Raw genomic sequence first — 22,428 nt, 5'->3', positions numbered from 1 at the left:
AAAGCCTTTATATTCCATCCATCGCTACTTTCCCGCGACACCGACGCAGTATTCATCCAAGGCAACTTTCCAAGGAACAAGCATGAGCACTCTTCTTCATATCGATTCCAGCGCCCGTTTCAACGGCTCCATCACCCGCCAACTTAGCGCGGCTTACGCTGAACAATGGCAAGCCAAGAACGCCGGCGGCAAAGTCGTCCGTCGCGATCTGGCAAAAGACACCCTCCCGCACATCACCGAAGCGCTGATCGGCGCCTATTACACCCCTGCCGACAAGCGCAGCGCCGAACAGCAATCGATCATCGCCCTGTCCGATACGCTGGTCGATGAGCTGCTGGCTGCCGACACACTGGTCATCGGCATCCCGATGTACAACTTCGCGCCACCCTCCGCATTCAAGGCATGGATTGACCATATCTGCCGCGCCGGCCGTACTTTCGGCTATACGGACAAGGGCGCAACCGGTTTGGTTACCGGCAAGCGCGCTATCGTGATTCTGTCGCGCGGCGGCGTCTATTCGGAAGGTCCTGCACAAGCACTGGAATTCCAGGGCACTTATATCCGTGGCGTGCTGGGTTTCCTCGGCATCACCGACGTCGAACTGGTGATCGCTGAAGGCGTGTCGATGGGCGAAGAAAAGACCAAGCAAGCCATCGCGCAAGCACAGGAAAAAATCAGCGCCAACGTCTGATTTTTTATCTCTGCAATAAAAAAGCCGGATCCACAAGGTCCGGCTTTTTTTGCTCTCACTCAGGTAGCGTGACCGTCTTGTGTAGTCGCCGCAACCCCAGCCAGACACCCGCAGCGAACACCGGCACCATCACACCCGTCGCAATATCAGGATTGATCGGCACGCCCGCCGCTTTCAGGGCTTTTCCCGCGTAACCGAACAAGCCCACCATGTAGTACGAGATCGCCGCCACCGACAAGCCCTCCACCGCCTGTTGCAACCGCAGTTGCTGCGCGGCGCGCGCGTTCATCGATTCCAGTATCTGGCGATTCTGCTGCTCCTGGACAATCCCCACCCGTGTACGCAACAAGTCGTTGGTGTGGGCGATACGTTCGGCCAAGGCTTCCTGCCTCCGCGCTACCGAGGTGCAAGTGTCCATGGCCGGCGCCAGACGCCGTTCCATGAACTCCCCGATGGTCGGTACGCCTTCCACGCGGTTTTCGCGCAACTCTTCGATACGCGCTTTCACCAGTCGAAAATACGCCTGCGAGGCGGAAAAGCGATAGCTGTTTTCCAACGACATTTTCTCGATGCGCGCCGCCAGGCCGGTGATCTTGCGCAGGATCCGTTCATCCTCGACCTGTGCCTGCTCAGGATTGACGTGATCGGTATCGACCATGGTCGCGGTCAGCGTCGCCAGATCGCTTTCAATCGCGCTCAATACCGGCGCGGCCTGTTGCGCATGCGGCAAGCCCAGCAAGGCCATCATGCGATAGGTTTCGATTTCCAGAATGCGCTGCGCCAGTCGACCGCCCTGCATATCGCGCAAATCGATGTCGCGCACCACAAAGCGGCTGAAACCATCGGCCTGAATCTGGAAATCCGTCCAGATCTCTCCCCCTTGCAGCACTTTGCTAGACGATAGCAGCTTGCCTTCAAATAAACGCTGCAGGCCGGAGACACAGCCGCCCTTTTCCTCTTCCGGCACGCGCTCCAGCACCACGTGCGCCGCCACCATGATCTTGCCCTGCAACGCCAGCAGCCATTGCTGCGGCACGTGCTTCAGCGGCGCCTCGATAAAGGCTTCGTCTATCGTCAGCTCCGACTCGTGATGCTGCGCGAAAGTGTAAGTGGCGAATTCGGTATGGCATTCCCACTTCAGGCGGAAGCGCCCGAAATCGTAGAAGAAATGCTTGGCCTCCACGCCTGGTGCAGTCACGCCGAAATGCATGCACAAGTCAGTCAGCAAAGCGTGCTGAAATACCGTATGGCGACTGGTGTCGACCGCCTGGTCTCGCACATACACGGCCAGATGTGTAAGGGTCTCGGGTGCCTTGAGGTGCAGAAACGGCCGCGAATGCACTTCCGCGGCCAGAGCGACACGCTGCGGATGATTCAGATTGGCGTACACGATGGACATGGACTTACCTTTTCAATCAAAACGAAATTCGGATTGCAAGTGCAGTGATATCGGGAGATAGGGATAACGGAAGCCGCCCCAACACACAGAAGCAGGATTCGTTCCACTCATTCACTCGGCGCAAGGTCTGCGGCGGCAAGTACTCCCCGCGAATGATTTCAGCTGGAAAAGCAACGCTCAGGCCGAAGGCGCCGGATAGCTGACCTCAAGAATCGTCAATTGCTCAACGCCGGCCGGTGTCTGCAAGGTCACCTCGTCGCCCTCGCGCGCTTTGGTGAGCGTGCGCGCCACCGGTGAGACCCAACTGATCTTGCCGTTAAGCGGATCGAGTTCATCGATACCGACGATGGTGACGGTGTGTTCGGCGCCGTCCTGATTTTCATAGGTCACGGTGGCGCCGAAAAAGATCTGGTCGTTGCCATGATGGATGGTCGGGTCGACCACTTCGGCGATGTCGAGACGCTTGGTGAGGAAGCGGATACGGCGGTCGATTTCACGCAGGCGGCGCTTGCCGTAAATGTAGTCGCCGTTTTCCGAACGGTCGCCATTGGAAGCCGCCCAGTGCACGATGCGCACGACTTCAGGCCGGTCGACATCGATCAGATGCAGCAATTCGTCTTTGATGCGTTTGTGCCCCTGCGGGGTCATGTAATTCTTGGAGCCGGCCGGAATCGCCGGCAAGGCCAGCTCGTCGTCATCGTCACCGTCGGATTCTTTTACGAATGCTTTATTCATGTTCTCGCTTGCATATTTCACTCGGGGCTGACCGTCCAGCCTGTCCATCATTGTAGCGGTATGTTAAAGTCCCCGAGAGCCCATTTCGCTGATAACCCATATTCACGCGACGACGTTTTTCCGACGCCCTCACGACATTCAAGCCCTCAAAAATAACGCTTCCATCAGCCACTTCCATGTCTACCACCACTCGTTACCGTATCGGTCTGGCCGCCAACCGCGCGCATCAGGATGCTCCGAATTCTGCACTGGTTCAATTGCTGCAAGGATCGCGCGCGCGTATCGAAGCCTTGCAACCGGAACTGGTCGTCGTCGGCAGGACCCTGGACGCCATCGGCCATCTCGGCCTGCTGCCGAACTATCCGCATATCGAACGCTTTCCCTACGGCCGCCAGGGCGGTCTGATGAAGCTGGTGTCGCGCGTGGTCGACAGCGATCCGGCGCGCAAGCTGGATGCCATCATTTATCTGATTGACCCGGTTGATCCTTCTTCCACTTTCCCGGAAGCGGTAGCGCTCAAACGTCAATGCGTCATCCACGGCAAGCCCTTTTTATCAACCATGGCCGGCGCGCGCGAATGGTTTGAGCTGGAAGCAATCGCCAACGGCGCGGCGCCCGACCCCAAGCTGGATCCCTACTTCAATCTCAGCAATGAAGGCATCGCCCTGATCGCTCACGATTCGATGAAATCGCGCATGCTGGCGCTGGCCGAGCGCCACTTCGAAGTGCTCGACAGCTTCGCCTTCCGCTGCGCCACCGGCACTACCGGCGGCCTGCTCAATGAACTGGCGATGAAAATCAAGGGCGAAGCCGGACGCAACTGGGTCAAGCCTTTTCTCAGCGGTCCGCTGGGCGGCGATGCACAGATTGCCGAATTGATTCTGGAACACGAATGCCGCCGCGTCCTGTTCCTGGAAGATCCCCACGTTGCCCGCCAGCATGAAGCCGATATCCAGCTGCTTGAACGTGCCGCGCGCACCGTCACCGACTACGCATCCTGCATGAGCGACGAAAAATGGGGAGATCGCTGGCTGAGTCTGATCAAGCAGCGCCAGGTGGACTAAAACCTGCCGGCGCGTTGATTGTTGAGTCACGATTCCAGACCGGCTTAAGGTATTGCCTGAGGTAGTCTCGATGTAGAGCGGCTTGTTTTTCTCGTGCTTGCCCAACATATGTGCTGCAAGCCCTCCGCATCCATAAGGATCTTTCCTTGTCGCACAAGATCAGAAAATACCTGCTTGCGCCCCTCATCTACCTAGCAGCAATTCTGCTGCTGTTCGAAGAATGGCTGTGGAATGCCAGCAAGCGCGTATTGGCGCGGTTGCCGCTGATTCCCTTCATTGCGCGCGTTGAATCCTGGATTGGCAGTTTCTCACCCTATGCGGCGCTGGCCATTTTCATCCTGCCCAGCCTTTTGCTGCTGCCGGTCAAGATTCTCGCCCTGCTCTCCATCGCCCACGGCCATCCTACGCTCGGCCTGATCATCATCGTCAGCGCCAAAGTGCTCGGCACGGCGCTGGTTGCCCGTTTATACACACTAACGCAAAAAGCCCTGCTGACCTTGCCTTGGTTTGTCCGATGCCGCGACGCCGTATTACGATTCAAGGACAGGATGATTGCGCAGTTACGCGCGACGCAGGCATGGCAACACGTAGAAGCCGGCATCGCGGCCTTGACCGCAATGCGGCGTAGCTGGTGGGATGGTATCAAGGCACGCTGGTTCGATGGCAAAGGCCAAAGCAATCGCCTGATGCGCCTGATAAAAAAATATGCCGCGAGGCGGCGTGAAAAGAAAGCTGAAGATCGGGGTGGACGATAATCGCTGCCGACACAGCAGATTTCTCTGCTTGTCGGATCAGGAGGATCAGGAGGATCAGGTGAATCAGTCAGCTTCGCAGGATTGGACGGTTTGCCCGGGGACTTACTCGGAGACGTTGCTGGCGTCAGCTTCTTCAGCTTTCTTTGCCGGCGTATGTCCCATATTCGTAGAGATATTGTTGCCCCACTCAAAGGCCTGCGTTTCCAGATCGTAGAAGTCTTCCGGCGACAATTGCAAACCGGTCAGCAAATCGCTCATCTCTGTCGCAGTTTTGTCAGCCTTCTCCGTCCACTCCGCCAGTTGCAGAATCTCGCCGTAGAAACCGGTGCGGAACAGCAAAGCATCGCGGATCTCGGCACTGACTGTAATCTGGGTAAGGATAGCTTCCATGCGCATCCCGAACAGTGCATCGACCAGCGACATGATGCCGACCGTAAAGGCAATTTCGGACATCTTGCGGCGGCCCGGCCGGATCTTCTCAGTGATCAGTTCCAGCATCTTGCCGCGCGTCGCCGCCAGAATCAGCAAGGGTGACAGTGAATGCGCCTTGTCTTTTTCGGTATTGGCGAACAACAGAATCTGCAGCCAGCGCTTCAACTGACGGCGGCCCAGCACGATCAGCGCTTGTCCCAGCGAATCGATGTGCTTCATGAAACCGTACACAGGCGTATTGACCAGACGCAGCAGCGTCAGGCTCAGCGCCACGTCGCGCTTGATGTAACGGACCACTTCGCCATTGTCGACGTTGCGCACCAGCAGCGTCAGGATATGCATGATGACGATCTTCGACGCTTCCAGCTTCTTGCCCTGCAGGATGACCGGCTTGGCGAAATAGTAGCCTTGAAAGTAATCGAAACCGAAGGTCACGCAGTCGCGGAATTGTTCAACCGTCTCGACCTTTTCAGCCAGCAGCATCTTCTGCGCGCGCTTGAAATGCATGCTCAGCTTGAGCAGCTTGCTGGCATCGAGCTCCATGACGTCGATCTTGATAATTTTTACCAAGGGCAGCAACTGGGCGATGTCTTCGGATTCAGCGATCACGTCGTCGAGCGCAAACACATAGCCGGCACGAGACAACTCTGTCACCCGTTTGACCAGCTCGGGCGTTACTTTGACGGTCTCGAGAATTTCCAGCACGACCTTGTCGGAGGGCAGGAAATTGATGAAGTCACTCATCAGCACGGTGGCATCGACATTGATGAAGCCATGCAGACTGCCGATGACGTTGTTAAGACCGAGTTCGGACGCATGCGCGATCACCGATGCGGTGGCCGACACGTCATCGTTGACATTGGCGGGACCGAAGGCCGCGTTGCGGAACAGCAATTCGTAGCCGATCAGTTCCTGTTCACGATTCAGGATCGGCTGTCGCGCCAGAAAAAAATCGTGGGCATGTTGTTGCGCTTGCGCCGGGGCGGCGTGATCAGGAGACGGTTCAGTCATGATTTCTTGTTGTAAATAACCCCAGCACTTTCGACAGACAATATATCTTCGGCATGACCGCTTATTGTATGCCGTGATGCATCACGAATACCAGAAAACATTTCACAGGTGAGACGGCAATGACGTCCCGCTCCCACGCCCATCGCTTCAGGACAAACCATCCTAGGCCTCTCCCGATTCCAGCAGGTAACCGGCGCCGCCGTCGCGCCCCAGCACCTTGACCAGGTAGGGCATGACTTCCTTGAGAGTGGCTTCCAGCGTCCACGGAGGATTGAGCAAGAACATCCCGCTGGTATGCAGGCCGAAACCGTCCGGCTGCGGCGAGCTGATCGACAGCGTCACGTTCAGCCAGCTCTTGGCGCCGAGGCGCTTGAGGCGGTCAGAAAAATTCTTGGACTCAATGCGTTGCAGCACAGGATACCAGACCGCATACGTCCCGGTCGGGAAGCGCACCAGCGCGTCCTGAAGGGTTTCCTTGACGCGTTGATAGTCGCGCTTGTCTTCGTAGGGAGGATCGATCAGCACCAGCGCGCGGCGCGATGGCGGCGGCAACAGCGCCTTGAGCGCCAGAAAACCGTCGCCCCGCTCAACCAGCACGCGCCGGCCGCGGCCGGTCGGGCGCTTGCCCTGCTCGGCCGCATGCGCATCGAGCTTGCGGAAGTTATCCGCCAGCACTTTGCTTTCAGTTGGATGAAGTTCGAACAGACGCAGGCGATCTTGCTCGCGCATCACCTGGTTGGCACAATAAGGCGACCCCGGGTAGTAGCGCATCTTGCCGCTCGGGTTGAGATCTTTCACCAGTTGCACGTAATCGGCAACGGCTTCAGGCAAATCGGTACGGTCCCATAAGGGCGCGATGCCGGTTTCGTATTCGGCATTCTTGCTGGCGTAGTTCCCGTCCAGCGCATAAACACCCGCGCCTGCATGGGTATCAATCACCATGTAGGGAGTTTCTTTTTGGCCGAGATAACGCAGTAATTGGATCGTCACCATGTGCTTGAGCACATCAGCATGATTGCCAGCGTGAAAGGCATGGCGGTAACTCAGCATAAAATCGTTCGAATCCCTGATATGTTAATTACCGGCAGCGTGGCCGGCAGTGGCAGTACCCGCGCGATAGAAAAAATCGCGCAATTTGGTACTTTCTCACAAATAATTTCGCATTCTAACAAGGTTGCCACCGCAATAGTCGGTCCACCTCTCGTTTGTTACAAAGCTGCCAACACATTTTTACAACCTACTCACCAGAACGATCCAGCCGGAAATACGCGTCCAGTAAAGATGTCTTGAAGACAACACCCAGCAATTGCGGATTCTCTGCACTGGCAATCACCGGCAAACGCTCGCCCTGATGATCCAGAAACAGCTGCAAGGCCTCGCCCAGTGACATCTCCGGCGTCACTTCGTGCAAAAAATGGGTACGCATGAAGTCGCCGGCGTGCTTGGTGTCGGTATCGTTCTTATCAAGCAGCAACGATGTCACGTCCTGCAAGGCGACGACGCCCAGATAACGGTTGTCCTGATCAGTGATGTAGATGTACTTCACCGGGTATTGCAGGAATATGCGCGTCACCTCGGAAAACGGCGCGTCTTTCTGCAATACCGTTTCCGCCGGCTTGATCAGTTCGCTCATGTGCGTCCCGCGCAGGCGGATGCGCTCGGCGGCATCGCGATGGCGCTTGAGCGTGATCTCATACATTGAATTGCCGTCAAGGCTGCGCGCGATGAAATACGCCACCACGCACGACAGCATCAATGGCAGCACCACCTGATAGCTCAGCGTCATTTCGAAGATCATCAGGATCGCCATCAGCGGCGCGTTGGTCGCTGCCGCCAGAAACGCTCCCATGCCCACCATCGCATAGGCAAACGGCTGCGAGATCGCGTGCGGCCATAACGCATGCGCTACATCACCGAACAGGAAGCCGATGGCAGCGCCGACAAACAAGGTCGGCGTAAAGATCCCGCCCACTGCGCCGGAACCGGTAGTCAGCGCGGTCGCGACGATTTTGTAGATCATGACAACCAGCACCGTCGACCACAACCAGTTCGTGTGCAGCAGAGAATTGACGACGCTGTAGCCATTGCCCCAGACTTCCGGCACCCGAATCGACAGCAGACCAACCAGCAAGCCGCCCAACCCCAGGCGCAGCGGCAGCGGCAAACGGGTTTTCTGGAACAACTGTTTGCTGATATCCAGCAGCCGCAAGAACTGCGGCGCCAGCAAACCGGCGATGATGCCCAGCACCACGAACAAAATAATCTCAACGCCACCGACTTCCGGGAAGTACGGCATCTCGTAGGCAGGCGCATAACCCGGCAGCTCGCGCATGGTGATATTGGCCACTACCGACGCCACCACTACCGGACCAAAGCTTTCCATCACCAGCGCGCCCAACACGATCTCGGTCACAAAGAAAGCGCCCGCGATTGGGGCGTTATAGGCAGACGTAATCCCCGCTGCCGCGCCGCAAGCCACCAGCAAGCGCATGCGCGATGCAGGAAAGTGTGCAAACCTCCCTACCAGCGAAGCGCACAAAGCCGCCAGTTGAACCATCGGCCCTTCCCGCCCGATCGAGCCGCCCGAACCCACGGTTGCCAGCGACGACAGGCTGCGCAGCAAGGTGTGCCGGACCGGAATACGTCCATCGCCGATGGCGACCGCTTCCATATAATCGGACGTCGCCCCGGCCGGCATGCGTTTGGCCCAGATCAGGATCGCGCCGGCCACTACGCCTCCGCCGGTCGGCAGCAATACGCGCATCTGCCAGGACAAGCCTTTGGCGATTTCAACAAAACTGCCGCTATGGCCCGTCAGCAGGTATTGCACCCAACCAATGCATTCACGGAAAAAAATGGTCGCCAGCGCACCGACGAAACCAATGATGGCCGCCCACAGCAGCATGGCGTGGCTTTCCGACATGCGGAACAGGTTTTGCAGGCGAAAGCGAAATTTAAGGAGGCTGGTGCGCATCGACGAAGTCTTCAGCCTTTGTCGACAATGAGGGACCGCAGATACTGCATGTCTTTTTCAACCGCGGTATCGGCTTTCTTTTGCATGCGCTGATAGCAAGTGATGACCTCGCGCGCCAGTTCGGTGATGCTGGCGCCGCCCCCTTTGGCGCCGCCAGTTGCGGTTTCCACCAGCGGTCTGGCGAAACAGCGGTTCATTTCTTCCACCAGCAGCCAGGCCCGGCGATAGGACATTTCCATCTCCCGCGCCGCGCCGGAGATCGAGCCGGTGCGTTCTATCGCCAGCAGCAGCGAGGCTTTTCCGGGGCCGAAGGCAATTGTCTCGCCCTGCATCACGCGTAATCGTACGGTTTTGGAATTTGTCATGAACCGGATTGTAGCAAGGGCTTTGCTCAAATTATATGTATACGCTGCGGTGAATTGACTATCGCTATATCCTTACGTATATTCCGACGAATTCTCCCTTCCCATTTCAAGAAAACAGGAACCTCCATGCCCACTTCCTTTACCGCAAAATCCCTGCGCCGACTCGCTGCGTCCGCCTCTTTTGTTCTGCTGGCGCTCCCCTTCGCCGCAGCAACTGCACACGCCACCGACCTGGTGGTCTCTGCCGCTGCCAGCCTGACCAATGCGTTCAAGGATCTCGGTACGGCGTTCGAACAGCAAAATCCAGGCGTCAAGGTTATCAACAACTTCGGCGCGTCCGACATCCTGGCGCAACAGATCGTGCGCGGCGCGCCGGCTGATGTGTTTGCTTCCGCTGACCAGACCGCCATGGACAAGGCGGTCGCCGAGAAAGCCGTGCAACCGGCGACCCGCAAGAACTTTGCCGCCAACCAGATCGTCCTGATCGTACCCAATGACAGCACCTTGCCGCTGACCAGTCTGAAAGACCTGACTCAGGCCAGCGTCAAGAAAGTCGCGCTCGGCAATCCGGCATCGGTGCCATTCGGCCGCTACACCAAGACTGCGCTGGAAAATGCAGGGCTGTGGGATGCCGTGCAGGCTAAAGGCGTGATGGCGCAAAACGTGCGCCAAAGCCTGGATTACGTCGCCCGCGGTGAAGTCGAAGCAGGCTTCGTGTTCGCCACCGATGCAGCCGTGATGCCGGACAAGGTCAAGGTAGCGATCCGCATCCCATCCGACACCCCAGCGACCTATCCGATCGCCGTCACTGCCAACACGGCACAAGCGGAACTCGCCAATAAATACCTCGCCTATGTGCAATCGGCTGCCGGCCAGGCGGTGCTGGCGCGTTACGGCTTCCTGAAACCCTGATACCCTGCGGGCTGATTCAACTTCAACTCTTACTCGCTCACGCGTTTTCCTTATGGGTTCAGTCTGGACCCCGTTGCTTCTCTCGCTAAAGGTCGCGGGATGGGCAACGGTGCTTAATCTTTTCTTCGGTGTCGCGGCAGCCTATGGCCTGTCGCGCTGGCGCTCGCCTTTACGCGACCTGATCGACTCCATCCTGACCCTGCCACTCGTGTTGCCGCCGACCGTACTCGGCTATTACCTGCTGGTACTACTCGGCAAACGCGGCGTCTTTGGCGCCTGGCTGGCGGACATGGGCATTGAGCTGGTCTTTACCTGGCAAGGCGCAGTCATCGCCTCCACCATCGTCGCTTTTCCACTCGTATTGAAATCCGCGCGCGCCGCCTTTGAAAACGTCGACAAACAACTGGAAAACGCTGCCCGCGTGCTGGGCGTCTCGGAAGCGGGCGTGTTCTTTCGCGTCAGCCTGCCATTGGCGGCGCGCGGCATTGCCGCCGGCGTCTTGCTGGCATTCGCGCGCGCGCTGGGTGAATTCGGCGCGACGCTGATGATTGCAGGCAATCTGCCGGGACGCACCCAAACCTTGTCGGTCGCCATCTACGAAGCTGTACAAGCCGGCGACGATTCCACCGCGACCTTGATGGTTGTCATCACCTCAGTCACTTGCGTCGCGGTCTTGCTGATCGCCGGACGGCTGGTGCCGGCACATGCGCGCCGGGCAGATCTGTCATGAGCGTTGACGTCCATATCCGCAAAGAACTGCGCGCCAACGACCGCGTGTTCGATCTCAACATCGCCTTCTCGTCCGCCAGCGACCGCATCGTCCTGTACGGTCCTTCAGGCGCAGGCAAGAGCCTGACGCTCAAAGCCATCGCAGGACTGATGACACCCGACGATGGCAAGATCAATCTCAATCAGCGCACGCTGTTCGACGCGGCACATGACATCAACGTCCGGCCGCAGCAGCGCAACGTCGCTTATCTGTTTCAGGACTACGCCCTGTTTCCGCATCTGACGGTGGCGCAGAACATCGCCTTCGGCCTGCAACGCGGTTGCTTCAATCTGCGCCGTCCGGCAACACATCCGATGGTGGCGAAATGGCTGCAGGCATTTGGCCTGGAAGCGACAGCTGCAAGTTATCCCTCCCAGATTTCCGGCGGCCAGCGCCAACGCGTAGCTCTGGCCCGCGCAATGGTGGCGCAGCCCGACATCCTGCTGCTGGACGAGCCCTTCTCTGCACTGGACCTTTCCCTGCGTGAACGGATGCGCCATGAGTTGAGCGAATTGCAGCAGCAGTTGCGCGTGCCGATGCTGATCATCACGCACGACCCTGCCGACGTCGACATACTAGGCGATGCCGTGTTTGAAGTGCGCGACGGCACCATCAGGCAACACAAATGAGCAGCAATAAGCACAAATAAAAAAAGCCGCACTCTTGTGAAGTGCGGCTTTCCCATCACCGGCGCTATAGCGCCCTAGTCTCCTCAGACATTCTCTCCAGCCTGATGTCGTTCTCTATGATTGAGACTCAGCCTCAGGCGACTTTCTTTTCCTTGCCGTCGAAGAATTGCTCATCTTCGGTCGAGCCGTGCAGCGCAGTCGTCGACGACTGGCCTTGCTGGATCGCTTGCGTCACCGCATCGAAATAACCGGTGCCGACTTCGCGCTGATGCTTGACCGCAGTGAAGCCCTTGTCGGCGGCGGCAAATTCGGCTTCCTGCAACTCGACGAAGGCCGACATCTGGTTGCGTGCATAGCCGTGCGCCAGGTTGAACATCGAGTAGTTCAGCGCATGGAAACCGGCCAGCGTGATGAACTGGAACTTGTAGCCCATGGCACCCAGTTCCTTCTGGAATTTGGCGATGGTGGCGTCGTCCAGGTTCTTCTTCCAGTTGAACGACGGCGAGCAGTTATACGACAGCATCTTGCCCGGGAACTTGGCGTGGATGGCTTCGGCGAATTTCTTCGCAAAGGCCAGATCCGGCTTGCCGGTTTCACACCAGACCAGATCGGCGTATTCCGAATAGGCCAGACCGCGCGAAATAGCCTGGTCGATGCCCGGACGGGTCTTGAAGAAACCTTCGACAGTACGTTCACCGGTCAGGAAGGGCTTGTCGTTGTCGTCCACGTCGGAAGTCAGCAAGTCAGCCGCTTCGGCGTCGGTACGGGCGATCACCAGCGTGGTCGTGCCGGAAACATCGGCCGCCAGACGCGCTGCGTTCAGCTTTTCAACTGCTTCGCGTGTCGGCACCAGTACCTTGCCGCCCATATGGCCGCACTTCTTCACCGATGCCAGCTGATCTTCGAAGTGGACGCCGGCGGCGCCTGCATCGATCATCGACTTCATCAGTTCATAAGCGTTCAGCACGCCGCCGAAACCGGCTTCCGCGTCGGCCACGATAGGCGCGAAGAAGTCGATGTCGTTCTTGCCTTCCGACCATTGGATCTGGTCGGCGCGCTGGAATGTATTGTTGATGCGCTTGACCACCATCGGCACCGAATTGGCCGGATAGAGCGACTGGTCAGGATACATTTCGCCGGCCAGGTTGGCGTCGCCGGCAACTTGCCAGCCGGACAGGTAAATCGCTTTCAGACCGGCCTTGACTTGCTGCATGGCCTGATTGCCGGTCAGCGCGCCCAGCGCGTTGACGAAGGGTTCGTTGTTGACCAGATTCCACAGCTTTTCGGCGCCGCGTTTGGCCAGCGTGTGTTCGATCTGTACAGAACCGCGCAGGCGCACCACGTCGTCGGCGGTGTAGTTGCGCTTGACGCCTTTCCAGCGTGGATTTTCTGCCCAGTCTTTTGCCAATGCCTGAATTTGCTGTTCACGTGTCGTCATGGTCAATCTCCTTAAAAGTAATCAGGTAGTCGAAAAATGGAGGTCAAAAAGTGAATTCCATGACTTCATAGTAGGCTTTTAGGTGCGCAGCAACAATGTCTTATATAAGACATATCAATAAATTATTTTCCTTATTATTCAATAAGTTAAACATTATATTTTGCGATACGAAACGAAATTTCTGAAAATGAAATAAATCCATGATGCTGCGCAATCGTATTTTTCACATTATGAAATGATGTTTTTGCATCATGAAAAATCACCGTTTTTTGCCATCGATTACACGCCTGCGGCCACGCAAATGAAAACAGGCAAGGCATAATGGCACCATTCTTTCATCATAAAAGTAACGTTCAGCGACCGGCAATCCACCTCCATTACCAACATCCACCTCATCCATAAAGACAAGGAAAAACATGAGCAACAGAGAAGAGACACTCAAGCAATGGCAAACCCGTGAAGCCGAAGTCCGCGCCAAACTCGCCGCACCCGGAGTGGCGTCAATGGACGATCTGAAGGCAGGCACCGGCATGGAATTCCTGCAGCGCATCTGGGATGGTGAATTGCCATCGGTGCCGATCGGCGAAACCATGGACTTCATCCCGATTGAAGGCGAACCGGGCCGCATCGTGTTTCAGGGCACGCCCGGCAAGCAGCACTACAATCCGCTGGGCAGCGTGCATGGCGGCTACTTCTGCACCCTGCTCGACTCCGCCGTCGGTTGTGCAGTGCACTCTGTGCTGTCGCAAGGCATGGGTTATACGACGCTGGAACTGAAGGTCAACCTGATCCGCGCCTTGACCGCCAAGACCGGCCCGGTGCGCGCCGAAGGCAAAGTCATTCAGGTCGGCAATCGCGTCGGCATCGCAGAAGGACGCATCGTTGACGTCGAGGGCAAAATTTATGCACACGCAACCACGACCTGCCTGGTGTTTCCGCTGCCGTAAGTCAATCAAGCAATCATGCCGGACGAATGGCGACATCGTCCGACAGCGCTTTCAGCAGACGTCCGGTGGCGAATCTGTTGTCTATTACAGATAGAAGGGTCAGAATGGCGTTTATAGAAATTTACGCCGACTGCCTACATGCATTACGCCCTGGATATACGCACTTTCCTCTTCAGCCATTATTTCTATACCGGCCTGCGCATCGCCACGGGTGTCGTCGGGCTCACCATGCTGGTCTTCAACATGGCCGACATGCAGACCACCATGACGGTCTTCCTCGGTGCGCTCTGTACCAGCCTGATGGACCTGCCGAGTCCGCTGCGACACAAATTCAATGAAATGCTGGCCGGTGTGCTGCTGTGCACCCTGGTGATGCTGGTCATCAGTCTGTGCGCGCCTATCCACTGGCTGGTCAGCGTAGCGATGGTGCTGGTCAGCTTCCTCGCCAGCATGATGGTGGTGTATGGCAAAAAGACGCTGCCGCTGCAATTCGCCGCGCTGATGGTGATGACACTGTCGATGGAAAACAGCGTGCCGTTTGAAGAAGCCTTCCAGCATGCCGGTTTCTTCCTCGCCGGCGGCCTCGGTTATCTGACTTACTCGATGATCGTGTCGTACTTTCTGCGGCGCCGCGTCAAACAACAGGTGCTGGCGGAAGCCCTGTTCGAACTGGCGCGCTATCTGCGTATCAAGGCTGACTTCTACGATGTGCGCAGCGATCTGCAAGCGCAGTTCACGACGCTGGTACGCCAGCAGATTGTGCTGGCCGACAAGCTGCAGGCCTCGCGCGACCTGGTGCTGCGCGACATGCACACCAAACAGGACGGTTTGCTGGTGCACGTCCACCTCAGCATGCTGGAGCTGTATGAGCAAGTCTTGTCGACGCATGCCGACTACGCGCTGCTGCGCAGCCATTTCGGCGACACCGACGTCATCATCTTCCTGCGCGACCTCGCCAACAAGACCGCCGAAGACATCGAATCGATCGCCTACGCCGTCACCCGCAAACGCGCTTCCACGCCAACAGTCAACTACAAGGCCGAACTGCGCGCCGTGCAATACGAATTGCAACAACTGCAGCAGGACAGCCTCGCCGGCCATATTCCGGATGAAGCCATCACAGTGCTGCGCGTGACATACAACAAGATCCTCGACATTATCGAACTGATCTCCCAACTGCATCTGGCGACACGTACTCCGATTGACGCCATCCCTATCCTGCCGGGTTCGGACATGACACCGTTCCTGACCCAGCAAAAGTACAAGGCCGGCCTGCTGATCGCCAACCTGCGCTGGCAGTCGCCCATCTTCCGCTTTGCGATTCGCGTGGCGCTGGCGGTATCGACCGGACTGTGGATCGCATCGGCGTTGCCGTACATGTCGCACGGCTACTGGATCGTGCTGACCATCGTCATCATCCTGAAACCCAATTTCAGCTCGACCAAGCAGCGCATGAGCGACCGTCTGATCGGCACCATCATCGGCTGCCTGATCACCGCGCTGATTCTGCGTTTCGTACACGACCCGATGGGATTGCTCGCGGTCCTGTTCATCGCCAGCGTGGCGGCGCCCGCCTTCACCTACGTCAAATATCGCTACACGGCGATCGCAGCCTCGGTGCAGATTCTGATGCTGCTGAACCTGCTGCTGCCGGCAGGCCATCACGGCGTGGTCAGCGAACGCCTGATCGACACCATCATCGGCGTGGCCATCGCCACCATCTTCAGTTACGTCTTGCCGAGCTGGGAATATCGCGACCTGCCGCGTCTGCTCAAAAACGTGCTGCACGCCAGCCATCGCTACATCAAGGCCAGCCGCGACATGCTCGAAGGCAAGGTCGGTGACGATTTCTTCTATCGCGTGTGCCGCAAAGGCTTCATGGACAGCCTGTCGGCGCTGATTTCTGCGCAGGTGCGCATGATGGACGAACCGATCAGCAAGCAGCGCGCCGTGCGCGAGATCAACCGTTTCGTGGTGCAGAACTATCTGGTCGCTGCTCATATCGCTGCACTTCGAATCATGCTGCGCCGCCACGCCGAAGGCCTGCCGCGAGAACCGGTCAACAAGCTGATCGAGCAGACCTATCTGAACGCCACGGCACATCTGCTGCAGGCGCAAAGCATTCTGGAAGGTCCGACGGCAAGACAAACCGTACCGGTCGAGGATGTCGCTCCCGCCGTCGCCAATCCATTGGCGGAGACGGTTGCAGCAGAAGATGTCGCGCTCGCCACCCAGCCCGAAACCACAGAATGGTCAGGCTGGCACACCCTGCGCCGCCGCTCCGCCCTGCTCGACAACGACTTGCAGGAAATCGTCGCGCAGACCGGCGCCATCGAGAACATTCTGCGCAAAGCGGAGCTCGCATAAAACACGGCCGGAGATTTCACCCCACCGTTTTCACTTCCCGCCGGCCTCTCTCCGAACGACTGCTGCCTGCACAAACTTTCCTGCAAGCCGTATCCAAGTGAGACCGACGTAAAAAAGCCGTGCAATTTTGCACGGCTTTTTTGCTGGCCTGGCGGCTGCCTTACTTCTTCAATATCAATCTTTCTCGTCAGGCTCAGCCGGCATATCCGGAGCGGCCGGTACTTCGTACGACAAGATCCGATGCATACGCTTTTGCTCAAACATGCGCTCGTCGGCTACGCGCAGCAAAGTCTCGATATCCAGCCCATCCTGCGGGAACAACGCCACACCGATGGAAGCGTCCACCACATACTGGTTGCCGTCGCGCCCCTCAATCGGCTGGTTGAGGAAGTTGCGGATCTTCTCAGCGATGGACTTGGCGATTTCCTCATCCGACACGCCGTGCAGATAGACCACGAATTCATCGCCGCCGAAGCGCGCCACCGAGTCATCCTTGCGCAAGGCATGCTGCAGTTGCGAGGCCGCCGACACCAGCACTTTGTCGCCTTCGTCATGACCGTATTGATCATTGATCGACTTGAATTTATCCAGATCGATGAACAGCAAGGCAAAGCGCAGCGGCGTAGCTTCACTGCCCTTGCGACGACGGAAGTCGATTTGCGCAATGAAGGAATCGCGATTGAGCACGTTGGTCAGGCGATCGGTGCGCAGGTTGCGCTCCATCTCCTGGAAGCTTTGCGCCAGCTGGCCGATCTCGTCGCGACGGTCGATGTTGAGCGAGGGGAAAGGCTCGCCGTTGCCGATGCTCTTTGCCGCCAGCGTCAGTTTGCGAATGTCGCGCAAGACCCAGCGCAAGATGGCAAAGCCCAGCACAAAGGTCATGCACACCGCAATCAAGCCCAGCAGCAGCGTCTGATACACGCCGCCGGTCACGGAACCGAGGAAATCCGAACGGCTGACCGCACTGACCACCACCCAGTCGAGCCCGGCGTCATCGTGATGCAAGCGAAATGCCAGTTCGGTCTTGGGGCCGCTGACTTGCAGAGGTTGAATGACCAGTGTCCCGGGTTCGAGCTTTTGCTTCTTGATATAAGCCGTCAGATCGGCATAAGCCTGGCGTACCATGGGCGAGCTGCTCTGGCCGGCATTGAGCCGCACGAAGTCGGAACCGTTGACCTTGTGGATAGGTTCGTTCACCGAGGTGGCAATCAGGTCGCCGGACATTTCCATGATGAAGGCAACACCGTTCTTGCTGAGCGGCAGCGCCTGCAGAAACTCGCTCAGGCGACGCAGACCGATACTGCTGGTGGCGACGCCAAGCAAGGTATTGTCCGCCGTATATACCGGTTTGGATAAGGTGATGCCGAGGAATTTCAGGCGGAAGTCGGTAAACACCGGCGACCAGGTCTCGCGCTTGCGCTGCATCGCCTGGATATACCAGGGCCGCGTGCGCGGTTCGTAGTCCTGCGTGGCAATCAGTGTCGGCGTGGTCCCGGGACCGCGCAGATGATAAACGTAGTTTTTACCCTGCGGATCGCGCGTGCTGTACATGAACAGATTCATCTGCTCCTGCTTCACGCCAAGGAAGCTGCCGTCGGCGCCGCCGAAGTATACATAGCTGGGATCGTCGAAGAGGCTGTTCGCCAGCCATAAGCGTTCTTCCAGCGCAGCCTTGTCTTTCGGGAAAGGAATCAATACCGGCTGACCGCCTTTTTCCGCAGGAGGGATCGGATCCGGGGCCACCACACGCAAACTTTCGCGCGCACCCATCAATTGCCGGTCGGTCGCCTGGCCGACCCGGCTCATGGTATCCATCAGCGCATTGCGCGCCAGTACCTCTGTGGCATCGTCGCCTGCACGATACAAAAACCAGCCTATCGTCACCACCAGGCATAACATCAGAAACACAAACGGCAGAATAAACAGCCGCTGTAATGAAGATTGCTTCAGAATTTCACCCCTTGCCGGTTGGCAGAATCATCAAGATTGCCATCATTGCCATAATCGCCCACGACGGGTTGACCACGTGCTTTATTGTTTTTTATATACGATTTCGCACCAGATAAGGTCCAATCGGTGCGTCTTCGTCCTCTGACCTCAGAGTTTAATCGTTTACGCAAAAAAATTCCCTGATGCTATGAAAAAATACCGGTTTTCTCTGTGGCATTTTTCCGAACATCAGGGAACTAGATAGCATAATTACAAGAACTTAATCAAGTCATTTCAGCTCGCCGTAAAGGAAAGTGCACCATTTTCGACACCTACATGAACGACGTCCTTGGGACCGAACTTGCCTTGCAATATCAGCTTCGATAACGGATTCTCGATTTCCTGCTGAATCGCGCGCTTCAACGGACGCGCACCGTACACCGGATCGAAGCCCGCCTCGGCAATCTTCTGCAAGCCTGCATCTGAAATCACCAGACCGATATCCATCTTGGCCAGACGGCTTTCGAGGATATGCAACTGGATCTTGGCAATCGCCCCGATGTTCTTCTCGTCGAGCGCATGGAACACCACGATCTCGTCGACGCGGTTGATGAACTCCGGACGGAAGTGCAGCTTGACCTCGGCCATCACCGCCATCTTGACCACCGCCGGATCGCTGCCTTCCATCGCCTGGATCTTGTGCGAACCCAGATTGGATGTCATCACGATCACGGTGTTCTTGAAGTCCACCGTACGGCCTTGTCCGTCGGTCATGCGGCCGTCGTCGAGTACCTGCAGCAAGACGTTGAACACGTCCGGATGCGCTTTCTCGATTTCGTCCAGCAGGATCACGCTGTAAGGCTTGCGCCGTACTGCTTCGGTCAGGTAACCGCCCTCTTCATAGCCGACATAGCCCGGCGGCGCGCCAATCAGACGGGCGACCGAATGCTTCTCCATGAATTCGCTCATGTCGATGCGGATCATGGCTTCTTCGGTATCGAACAGGTAAGACGCCAGCGCCTTGCACAGCTCCGTTTTACCGACGCCGGTCGGGCCGAGGAACATGAACGAACCGTAAGGCTTGCCGGGATCGCCCAGTCCGGCGCGCGAGCGGCGGATTGCATCCGAGACTGCAACAATCGCTTCGTCCTGTCCCACCACGCGCTCGTGCAATACCTCTTCCATGTGCAACAATTTCTCGCGTTCACCCTGCATCATGCGCGACACAGGAATACCGGTCGCCCGTGCAACAATCTCGGCGATTTCTTCGGCGCCGACCTGGGTGCGCACCAGACGCGGCTTGCCGACGGTCTGTTCACTGGCCGCATCCTGCTTGTTTTGCGTTTCCAGCGCCTTCTCCAGTTCGGCCAGCTTGCCGTACTTGAGTTCGGACACTTTCTGCCAGTCGCTCTTACGCGTCGCATCGTCCATCTGCAGGCGGATCTGTTCGATTTCCTCTTTCAGATGCTGGCTGCCTTGCACAGTCGCTTTTTCAGCCTTCCAGATTTCTTCCAGATCGGCGTATTCACGCTCGAGCTTGACGATTTCTTCCTCGATCAGCGTCAGACGCTTCTGCGAGGCTTCATCCTTCTCGCGCTTGACGGCTTCGCGCTCGATCTTCAGCTGGATCAGGCGACGGTCGAGCTTATCCATGACTTCCGGCTTGGAATCGATCTCGATCTTGATCTTGGCGGCAGCTTCGTCGATCAGATCGATCGCCTTATCCGGCAGGAAACGGTCGGTGATATAGCGATGCGACAACTCCGCCGCCGCGACGATGGCCGGGTCGGTGATGTCGACGCCATGATGCACTTCGTACTTTTCCTGCAGCCCGCGCAGGATCGCAATAGTCGCTTCCACGCTCGGTTCGTCGACGATGATCTTCTGGAAACGGCGTTCCAGCGCAGCATCCTTCTCGATGTACTTGCGGTATTCGTCCAGTGTGGTGGCGCCGACGCAATGCAACTCGCCGCGCGCCAGCGCAGGCTTCAGCATGTTGCCCGCATCCATCGCGCCTTCCGCCTTGCCGGCGCCGACCATGGTGTGCAGCTCGTCGATGAAGACGATGGTCTGGCCTTCGTCCTGAGCGATTTCTTTCAGGACGGCTTTCAGACGCTCTTCGAATTCGCCGCGATACTTGGCGCCGGCCAGCAAAGCCGCCATGTCGAGCGACAGCACGCGCTTGGACTTGAGACTGTCCGGCACTTCGCCGCTGACGATACGCTGCGCCAGGCCTTCCACGATGGCGGTCTTGCCGACACCGGGTTCGCCGATCAGCACCGGATTGTTCTTGCTGCGGCGTTGCAGCACCTGAATGGCGCGGCGGATTTCATCGTCGCGGCCGATCACCGGGTCGAGCTTGCCGTTGCGGGCGCGCTCGGTCAGGTCCAGGGTGTATTTCTTCAACGCCTCACGCTGGCCTTCGCCCTCTTGCGAGGATACGTTGGCGCCGCCGCGTACAGTGCTGATGGCGGCTTCCAGCGACTTGCGCGAGAGGCCGTTTTCACGCGCAGCGCGACCGGCGTCGGACTTGTCGTCGGCCAGACCGAGCAAGACCATTTCGCTGGCGATGAACTGGTCGCCATGCTTTTGCGATTCCTTATCGGCAAGATTGAGCAAGGCCACCAGCTCGCGGCCGATCTGTACTTCGCCGCCAGTGCCGGAGACCTTCGGCAGCCGTGTCAGAGCATGCTGCAAGGCTGAAGTCAGCCCGGCAACATTGACGCCGGCGCGCTGCAACAGCGAACGGGCGCCGCCGTCATCCTGCGCCAGCAGCGCCAGTGTCAGATGGACGGGGTCGATATATTGGTTGTCGTTGCCGACAGCCTGACTCTGGGCATCCGCCAGAGCTTCCTGCAGTTTTGTTGTGAGTTTGTCGAGACGCATGATGTGCTTTCGCTCCAAATTTTGAATACTTAGAAAATTGGGCCGTGCTGACGTATTTCAAGGAAGCATCTGATCTGACTTGACCGAATTTGATGCAGATCAACTGCGAGCTCACCATCCCGCGCATCTGGCTGCTCGCCTGCCGAGTCAACTACGCAACTACGGGATCAACCGCCAATAGACAGTTCCAGCGAAAAGAGGTGCCCATGCAAAGCCTGGAGCGCTTCACGGAGCGCAGCCGCAATCCCGGCATCGGCCAGCATCGCGGCGCGGTCGAGCTTGTTGGTCGGCAAAGCGACCGTGCAGGAAGCGGCCACGACGACGTCCGCATTCATCATGGCGAGAGTATCGAGCAAGGATGCCTGTGCGTGTATCGCACGCCCGGAGGCATTGATGGCAGCCACCGGCTTATTGATGAATTCACCGCTGCCAACCACCCAGTCAAGCGCATTCTTGAAAGCCCCGGGCACGCCATGGGCATATTCCGGGCTGGCGATCAGGATGGCGTCGGCGCTGCATAACGCCGACCGGAACGCCTGCACACTCACCAGTTCGGCGCCTTCCCTGTCGGGATTGAAAGACGGCAAATCCCCCCATTCACGATACAGCCGCACACTGAGCTGAGGCGGCGCCAGCACAGCAGCCGCCTCCAGCAGCGCGGTATTGGAGGACGCGGTCCGCAGGCTGCCGGACAAGGCCAGCACCTGAAACGGCCGCAAAGCGCGATCCATCAGCAGGGCTCAGGCAAACACGGCGCGATAAACGGCAAAGCCTGCCGCGCACAGCGCGATCGATCCCAGCAGATGCAAGCCGGAATGCGCCACTGCCCATACATAGTCGCCACGTTGCAGCAGCAACATGGCTTCCGCCGAAAACGTCGAGAACGTGGTCAGGCCGCCCAGAAAGCCGGTGACCAGAAACAGCCGCCATTCCGGCGGCAGCGACGAGTGTCCTTCGAAAAAAGCTACCAGAAACCCGATCACGAAGCCGCCGCCCCAGTTGGCCGCCAGCGTACCCCAGGGCAGCGCCTGGCCGGCAACATTCAGCCACAAGCTCAATCCCCAGCGCAACCACGCGCCCAATGCTGCTCCCAAGCCGACTGCAAGCCATGCCATTGCTGTTTCC

The 22,428-nt window shown here is 57.8% G+C and carries 19 protein-coding genes; 8 read left to right on the top strand and 11 right to left on the bottom strand.

The genetic code is table 11. From position 1 onward, the window contains the following. Positions 1-82 precede the first annotated feature (82 nt). A complete protein-coding gene (locus AC1RN6_RS16765) occupies positions 83-691 on the top strand; it encodes an FMN-dependent NADH-azoreductase (protein WP_493006577.1) in 609 nt (202 codons plus the stop codon). Between the two features lie 55 nt (positions 692-746). On the opposite strand, the gene AC1RN6_RS16760 is transcribed toward AC1RN6_RS16765, so the two are convergent. Both AC1RN6_RS16760 and greB read right to left on the bottom strand, forming a co-directional pair. Next, the gene (locus tag AC1RN6_RS16760; protein WP_493006576.1) at positions 747-2,090 is read right to left on the bottom strand and encodes a DUF3422 family protein; all 1,344 of its coding nucleotides are present in this window, start codon (positions 2,088-2,090) and stop codon (positions 747-749) included. Between the two features lie 177 nt (positions 2,091-2,267). After that, positions 2,268-2,825: a transcription elongation factor GreB gene (gene greB, locus AC1RN6_RS16755; RefSeq protein ID WP_493006575.1), complete on the bottom strand. Its 558-nt coding sequence runs from the start codon at positions 2,823-2,825 to the stop codon at positions 2,268-2,270. A gap of 176 nt (positions 2,826-3,001) precedes the next feature. On the opposite strand from greB, the gene AC1RN6_RS16750 reads away from it, so the two are divergent. Both AC1RN6_RS16750 and AC1RN6_RS16745 read left to right on the top strand, forming a co-directional pair. Then, positions 3,002-3,889: a methylglyoxal synthase gene (locus AC1RN6_RS16750; protein ID WP_493006574.1), complete on the top strand. Its 888-nt coding sequence runs from the start codon at positions 3,002-3,004 to the stop codon at positions 3,887-3,889. 146 nt (positions 3,890-4,035) lie between these two features. Further along, a complete protein-coding gene (locus AC1RN6_RS16745; protein WP_493006573.1) occupies positions 4,036-4,644 on the top strand; it encodes a hypothetical protein in 609 nt (202 codons plus the stop codon). A gap of 102 nt (positions 4,645-4,746) precedes the next feature. Here the strand turns inward: AC1RN6_RS16745 and AC1RN6_RS16740 are convergent, their stop codons facing one another. The 4 genes from AC1RN6_RS16740 to AC1RN6_RS16725 form a co-directional block, all read right to left on the bottom strand. After that, positions 4,747-6,087 (bottom strand): EAL and HDOD domain-containing protein, encoded by a 1,341-nt coding sequence (locus AC1RN6_RS16740; RefSeq protein WP_493006571.1) that lies wholly within the window; start codon positions 6,085-6,087, stop codon positions 4,747-4,749. Between the two features lie 162 nt (positions 6,088-6,249). Beyond that, positions 6,250-7,137 carry a 23S rRNA (adenine(2030)-N(6))-methyltransferase RlmJ gene (locus AC1RN6_RS16735; RefSeq protein WP_493006570.1) on the bottom strand — a complete coding sequence of 296 codons (888 nt, stop codon included), beginning with the start codon at positions 7,135-7,137 and terminating at the stop codon, positions 6,250-6,252. Positions 7,138-7,324: 187 nt separating this feature from the next. Then, positions 7,325-9,061 carry a ClcB-like voltage-gated chloride channel protein gene (locus tag AC1RN6_RS16730; RefSeq protein WP_493006569.1) on the bottom strand — a complete coding sequence of 579 codons (1,737 nt, stop codon included), beginning with the start codon at positions 9,059-9,061 and terminating at the stop codon, positions 7,325-7,327. 11 nt (positions 9,062-9,072) lie between these two features. Continuing rightward, entirely contained in the window at positions 9,073-9,426 is a 354-nt protein-coding gene (locus AC1RN6_RS16725; protein WP_493006568.1) for a winged helix-turn-helix domain-containing protein, read from the bottom strand. A 126-nt stretch (positions 9,427-9,552) separates the two neighbouring features. Here AC1RN6_RS16725 and modA point away from each other — a divergent pair, with 126 nt between their 5' ends. The 3 genes from modA to AC1RN6_RS16710 are packed head-to-tail and all read left to right on the top strand — an operon-like array spanning position 9,553 to position 11,736. Further along, positions 9,553-10,338 (top strand): molybdate ABC transporter substrate-binding protein, encoded by a 786-nt coding sequence (gene modA / locus AC1RN6_RS16720; protein ID WP_493006567.1) that lies wholly within the window; start codon positions 9,553-9,555, stop codon positions 10,336-10,338. A 52-nt stretch (positions 10,339-10,390) separates the two neighbouring features. Further along, positions 10,391-11,068: a molybdate ABC transporter permease subunit gene (modB, locus tag AC1RN6_RS16715; protein ID WP_493006566.1), complete on the top strand. Its 678-nt coding sequence runs from the start codon at positions 10,391-10,393 to the stop codon at positions 11,066-11,068. Then, positions 11,065-11,736 carry an ABC transporter ATP-binding protein gene (locus AC1RN6_RS16710; protein WP_493006565.1) on the top strand — a complete coding sequence of 224 codons (672 nt, stop codon included), beginning with the start codon at positions 11,065-11,067 and terminating at the stop codon, positions 11,734-11,736. The genes modB and AC1RN6_RS16710 overlap by 4 nt, the downstream gene beginning before the upstream one ends. A 133-nt stretch (positions 11,737-11,869) precedes the next feature. Here AC1RN6_RS16710 and aceA read toward each other — a convergent pair whose 3' ends face one another. Next, complete coding sequence (aceA, locus tag AC1RN6_RS16705; protein WP_493006563.1) at positions 11,870-13,174, bottom strand: isocitrate lyase; 1,305 nt, start codon at positions 13,172-13,174, stop codon at positions 11,870-11,872. 416 nt (positions 13,175-13,590) lie between these two features. Here aceA and AC1RN6_RS16700 point away from each other — a divergent pair, with 416 nt between their 5' ends. Continuing rightward, on the top strand, positions 13,591-14,121 hold the full coding sequence (locus AC1RN6_RS16700) for a PaaI family thioesterase (RefSeq protein WP_493006562.1): 531 nt from the start codon (positions 13,591-13,593) through the stop codon (positions 14,119-14,121). Positions 14,122-14,259: 138 nt separating this feature from the next. Beyond that, entirely contained in the window at positions 14,260-16,488 is a 2,229-nt protein-coding gene (locus tag AC1RN6_RS16695) for an FUSC family protein (RefSeq protein ID WP_493006561.1), read from the top strand. 174 nt (positions 16,489-16,662) lie between these two features. Here the strand turns inward: AC1RN6_RS16695 and AC1RN6_RS16690 are convergent, their stop codons facing one another. The 4 genes from AC1RN6_RS16690 to crcB all read right to left on the bottom strand — a co-directional run bounded on the left by AC1RN6_RS16690 (position 16,663) and on the right by crcB (position 22,418). After that, complete coding sequence (locus AC1RN6_RS16690) at positions 16,663-18,387, bottom strand: sensor domain-containing diguanylate cyclase (protein ID WP_493006926.1); 1,725 nt, start codon at positions 18,385-18,387, stop codon at positions 16,663-16,665. 324 nt (positions 18,388-18,711) lie between these two features. After that, positions 18,712-21,303: an ATP-dependent chaperone ClpB gene (gene clpB / locus AC1RN6_RS16685; protein ID WP_493006560.1), complete on the bottom strand. Its 2,592-nt coding sequence runs from the start codon at positions 21,301-21,303 to the stop codon at positions 18,712-18,714. 167 nt (positions 21,304-21,470) lie between these two features. Beyond that, positions 21,471-22,034 carry an NADPH-dependent FMN reductase gene (locus tag AC1RN6_RS16680; protein WP_493006559.1) on the bottom strand — a complete coding sequence of 188 codons (564 nt, stop codon included), beginning with the start codon at positions 22,032-22,034 and terminating at the stop codon, positions 21,471-21,473. A 9-nt stretch (positions 22,035-22,043) separates the two neighbouring features. Beyond that, a complete protein-coding gene (gene crcB / locus AC1RN6_RS16675) occupies positions 22,044-22,418 on the bottom strand; it encodes a fluoride efflux transporter CrcB (RefSeq protein ID WP_493006558.1) in 375 nt (124 codons plus the stop codon). Positions 22,419-22,428: the final 10 nt, after the last annotated feature.

The organism is Herbaspirillum sp. GW822-FHT03A08 (assembly GCF_058801885.1).
Note: the sequence above shows the minus strand (reverse complement) of the source record. Positions and strands in the feature narration are given on the sequence as shown.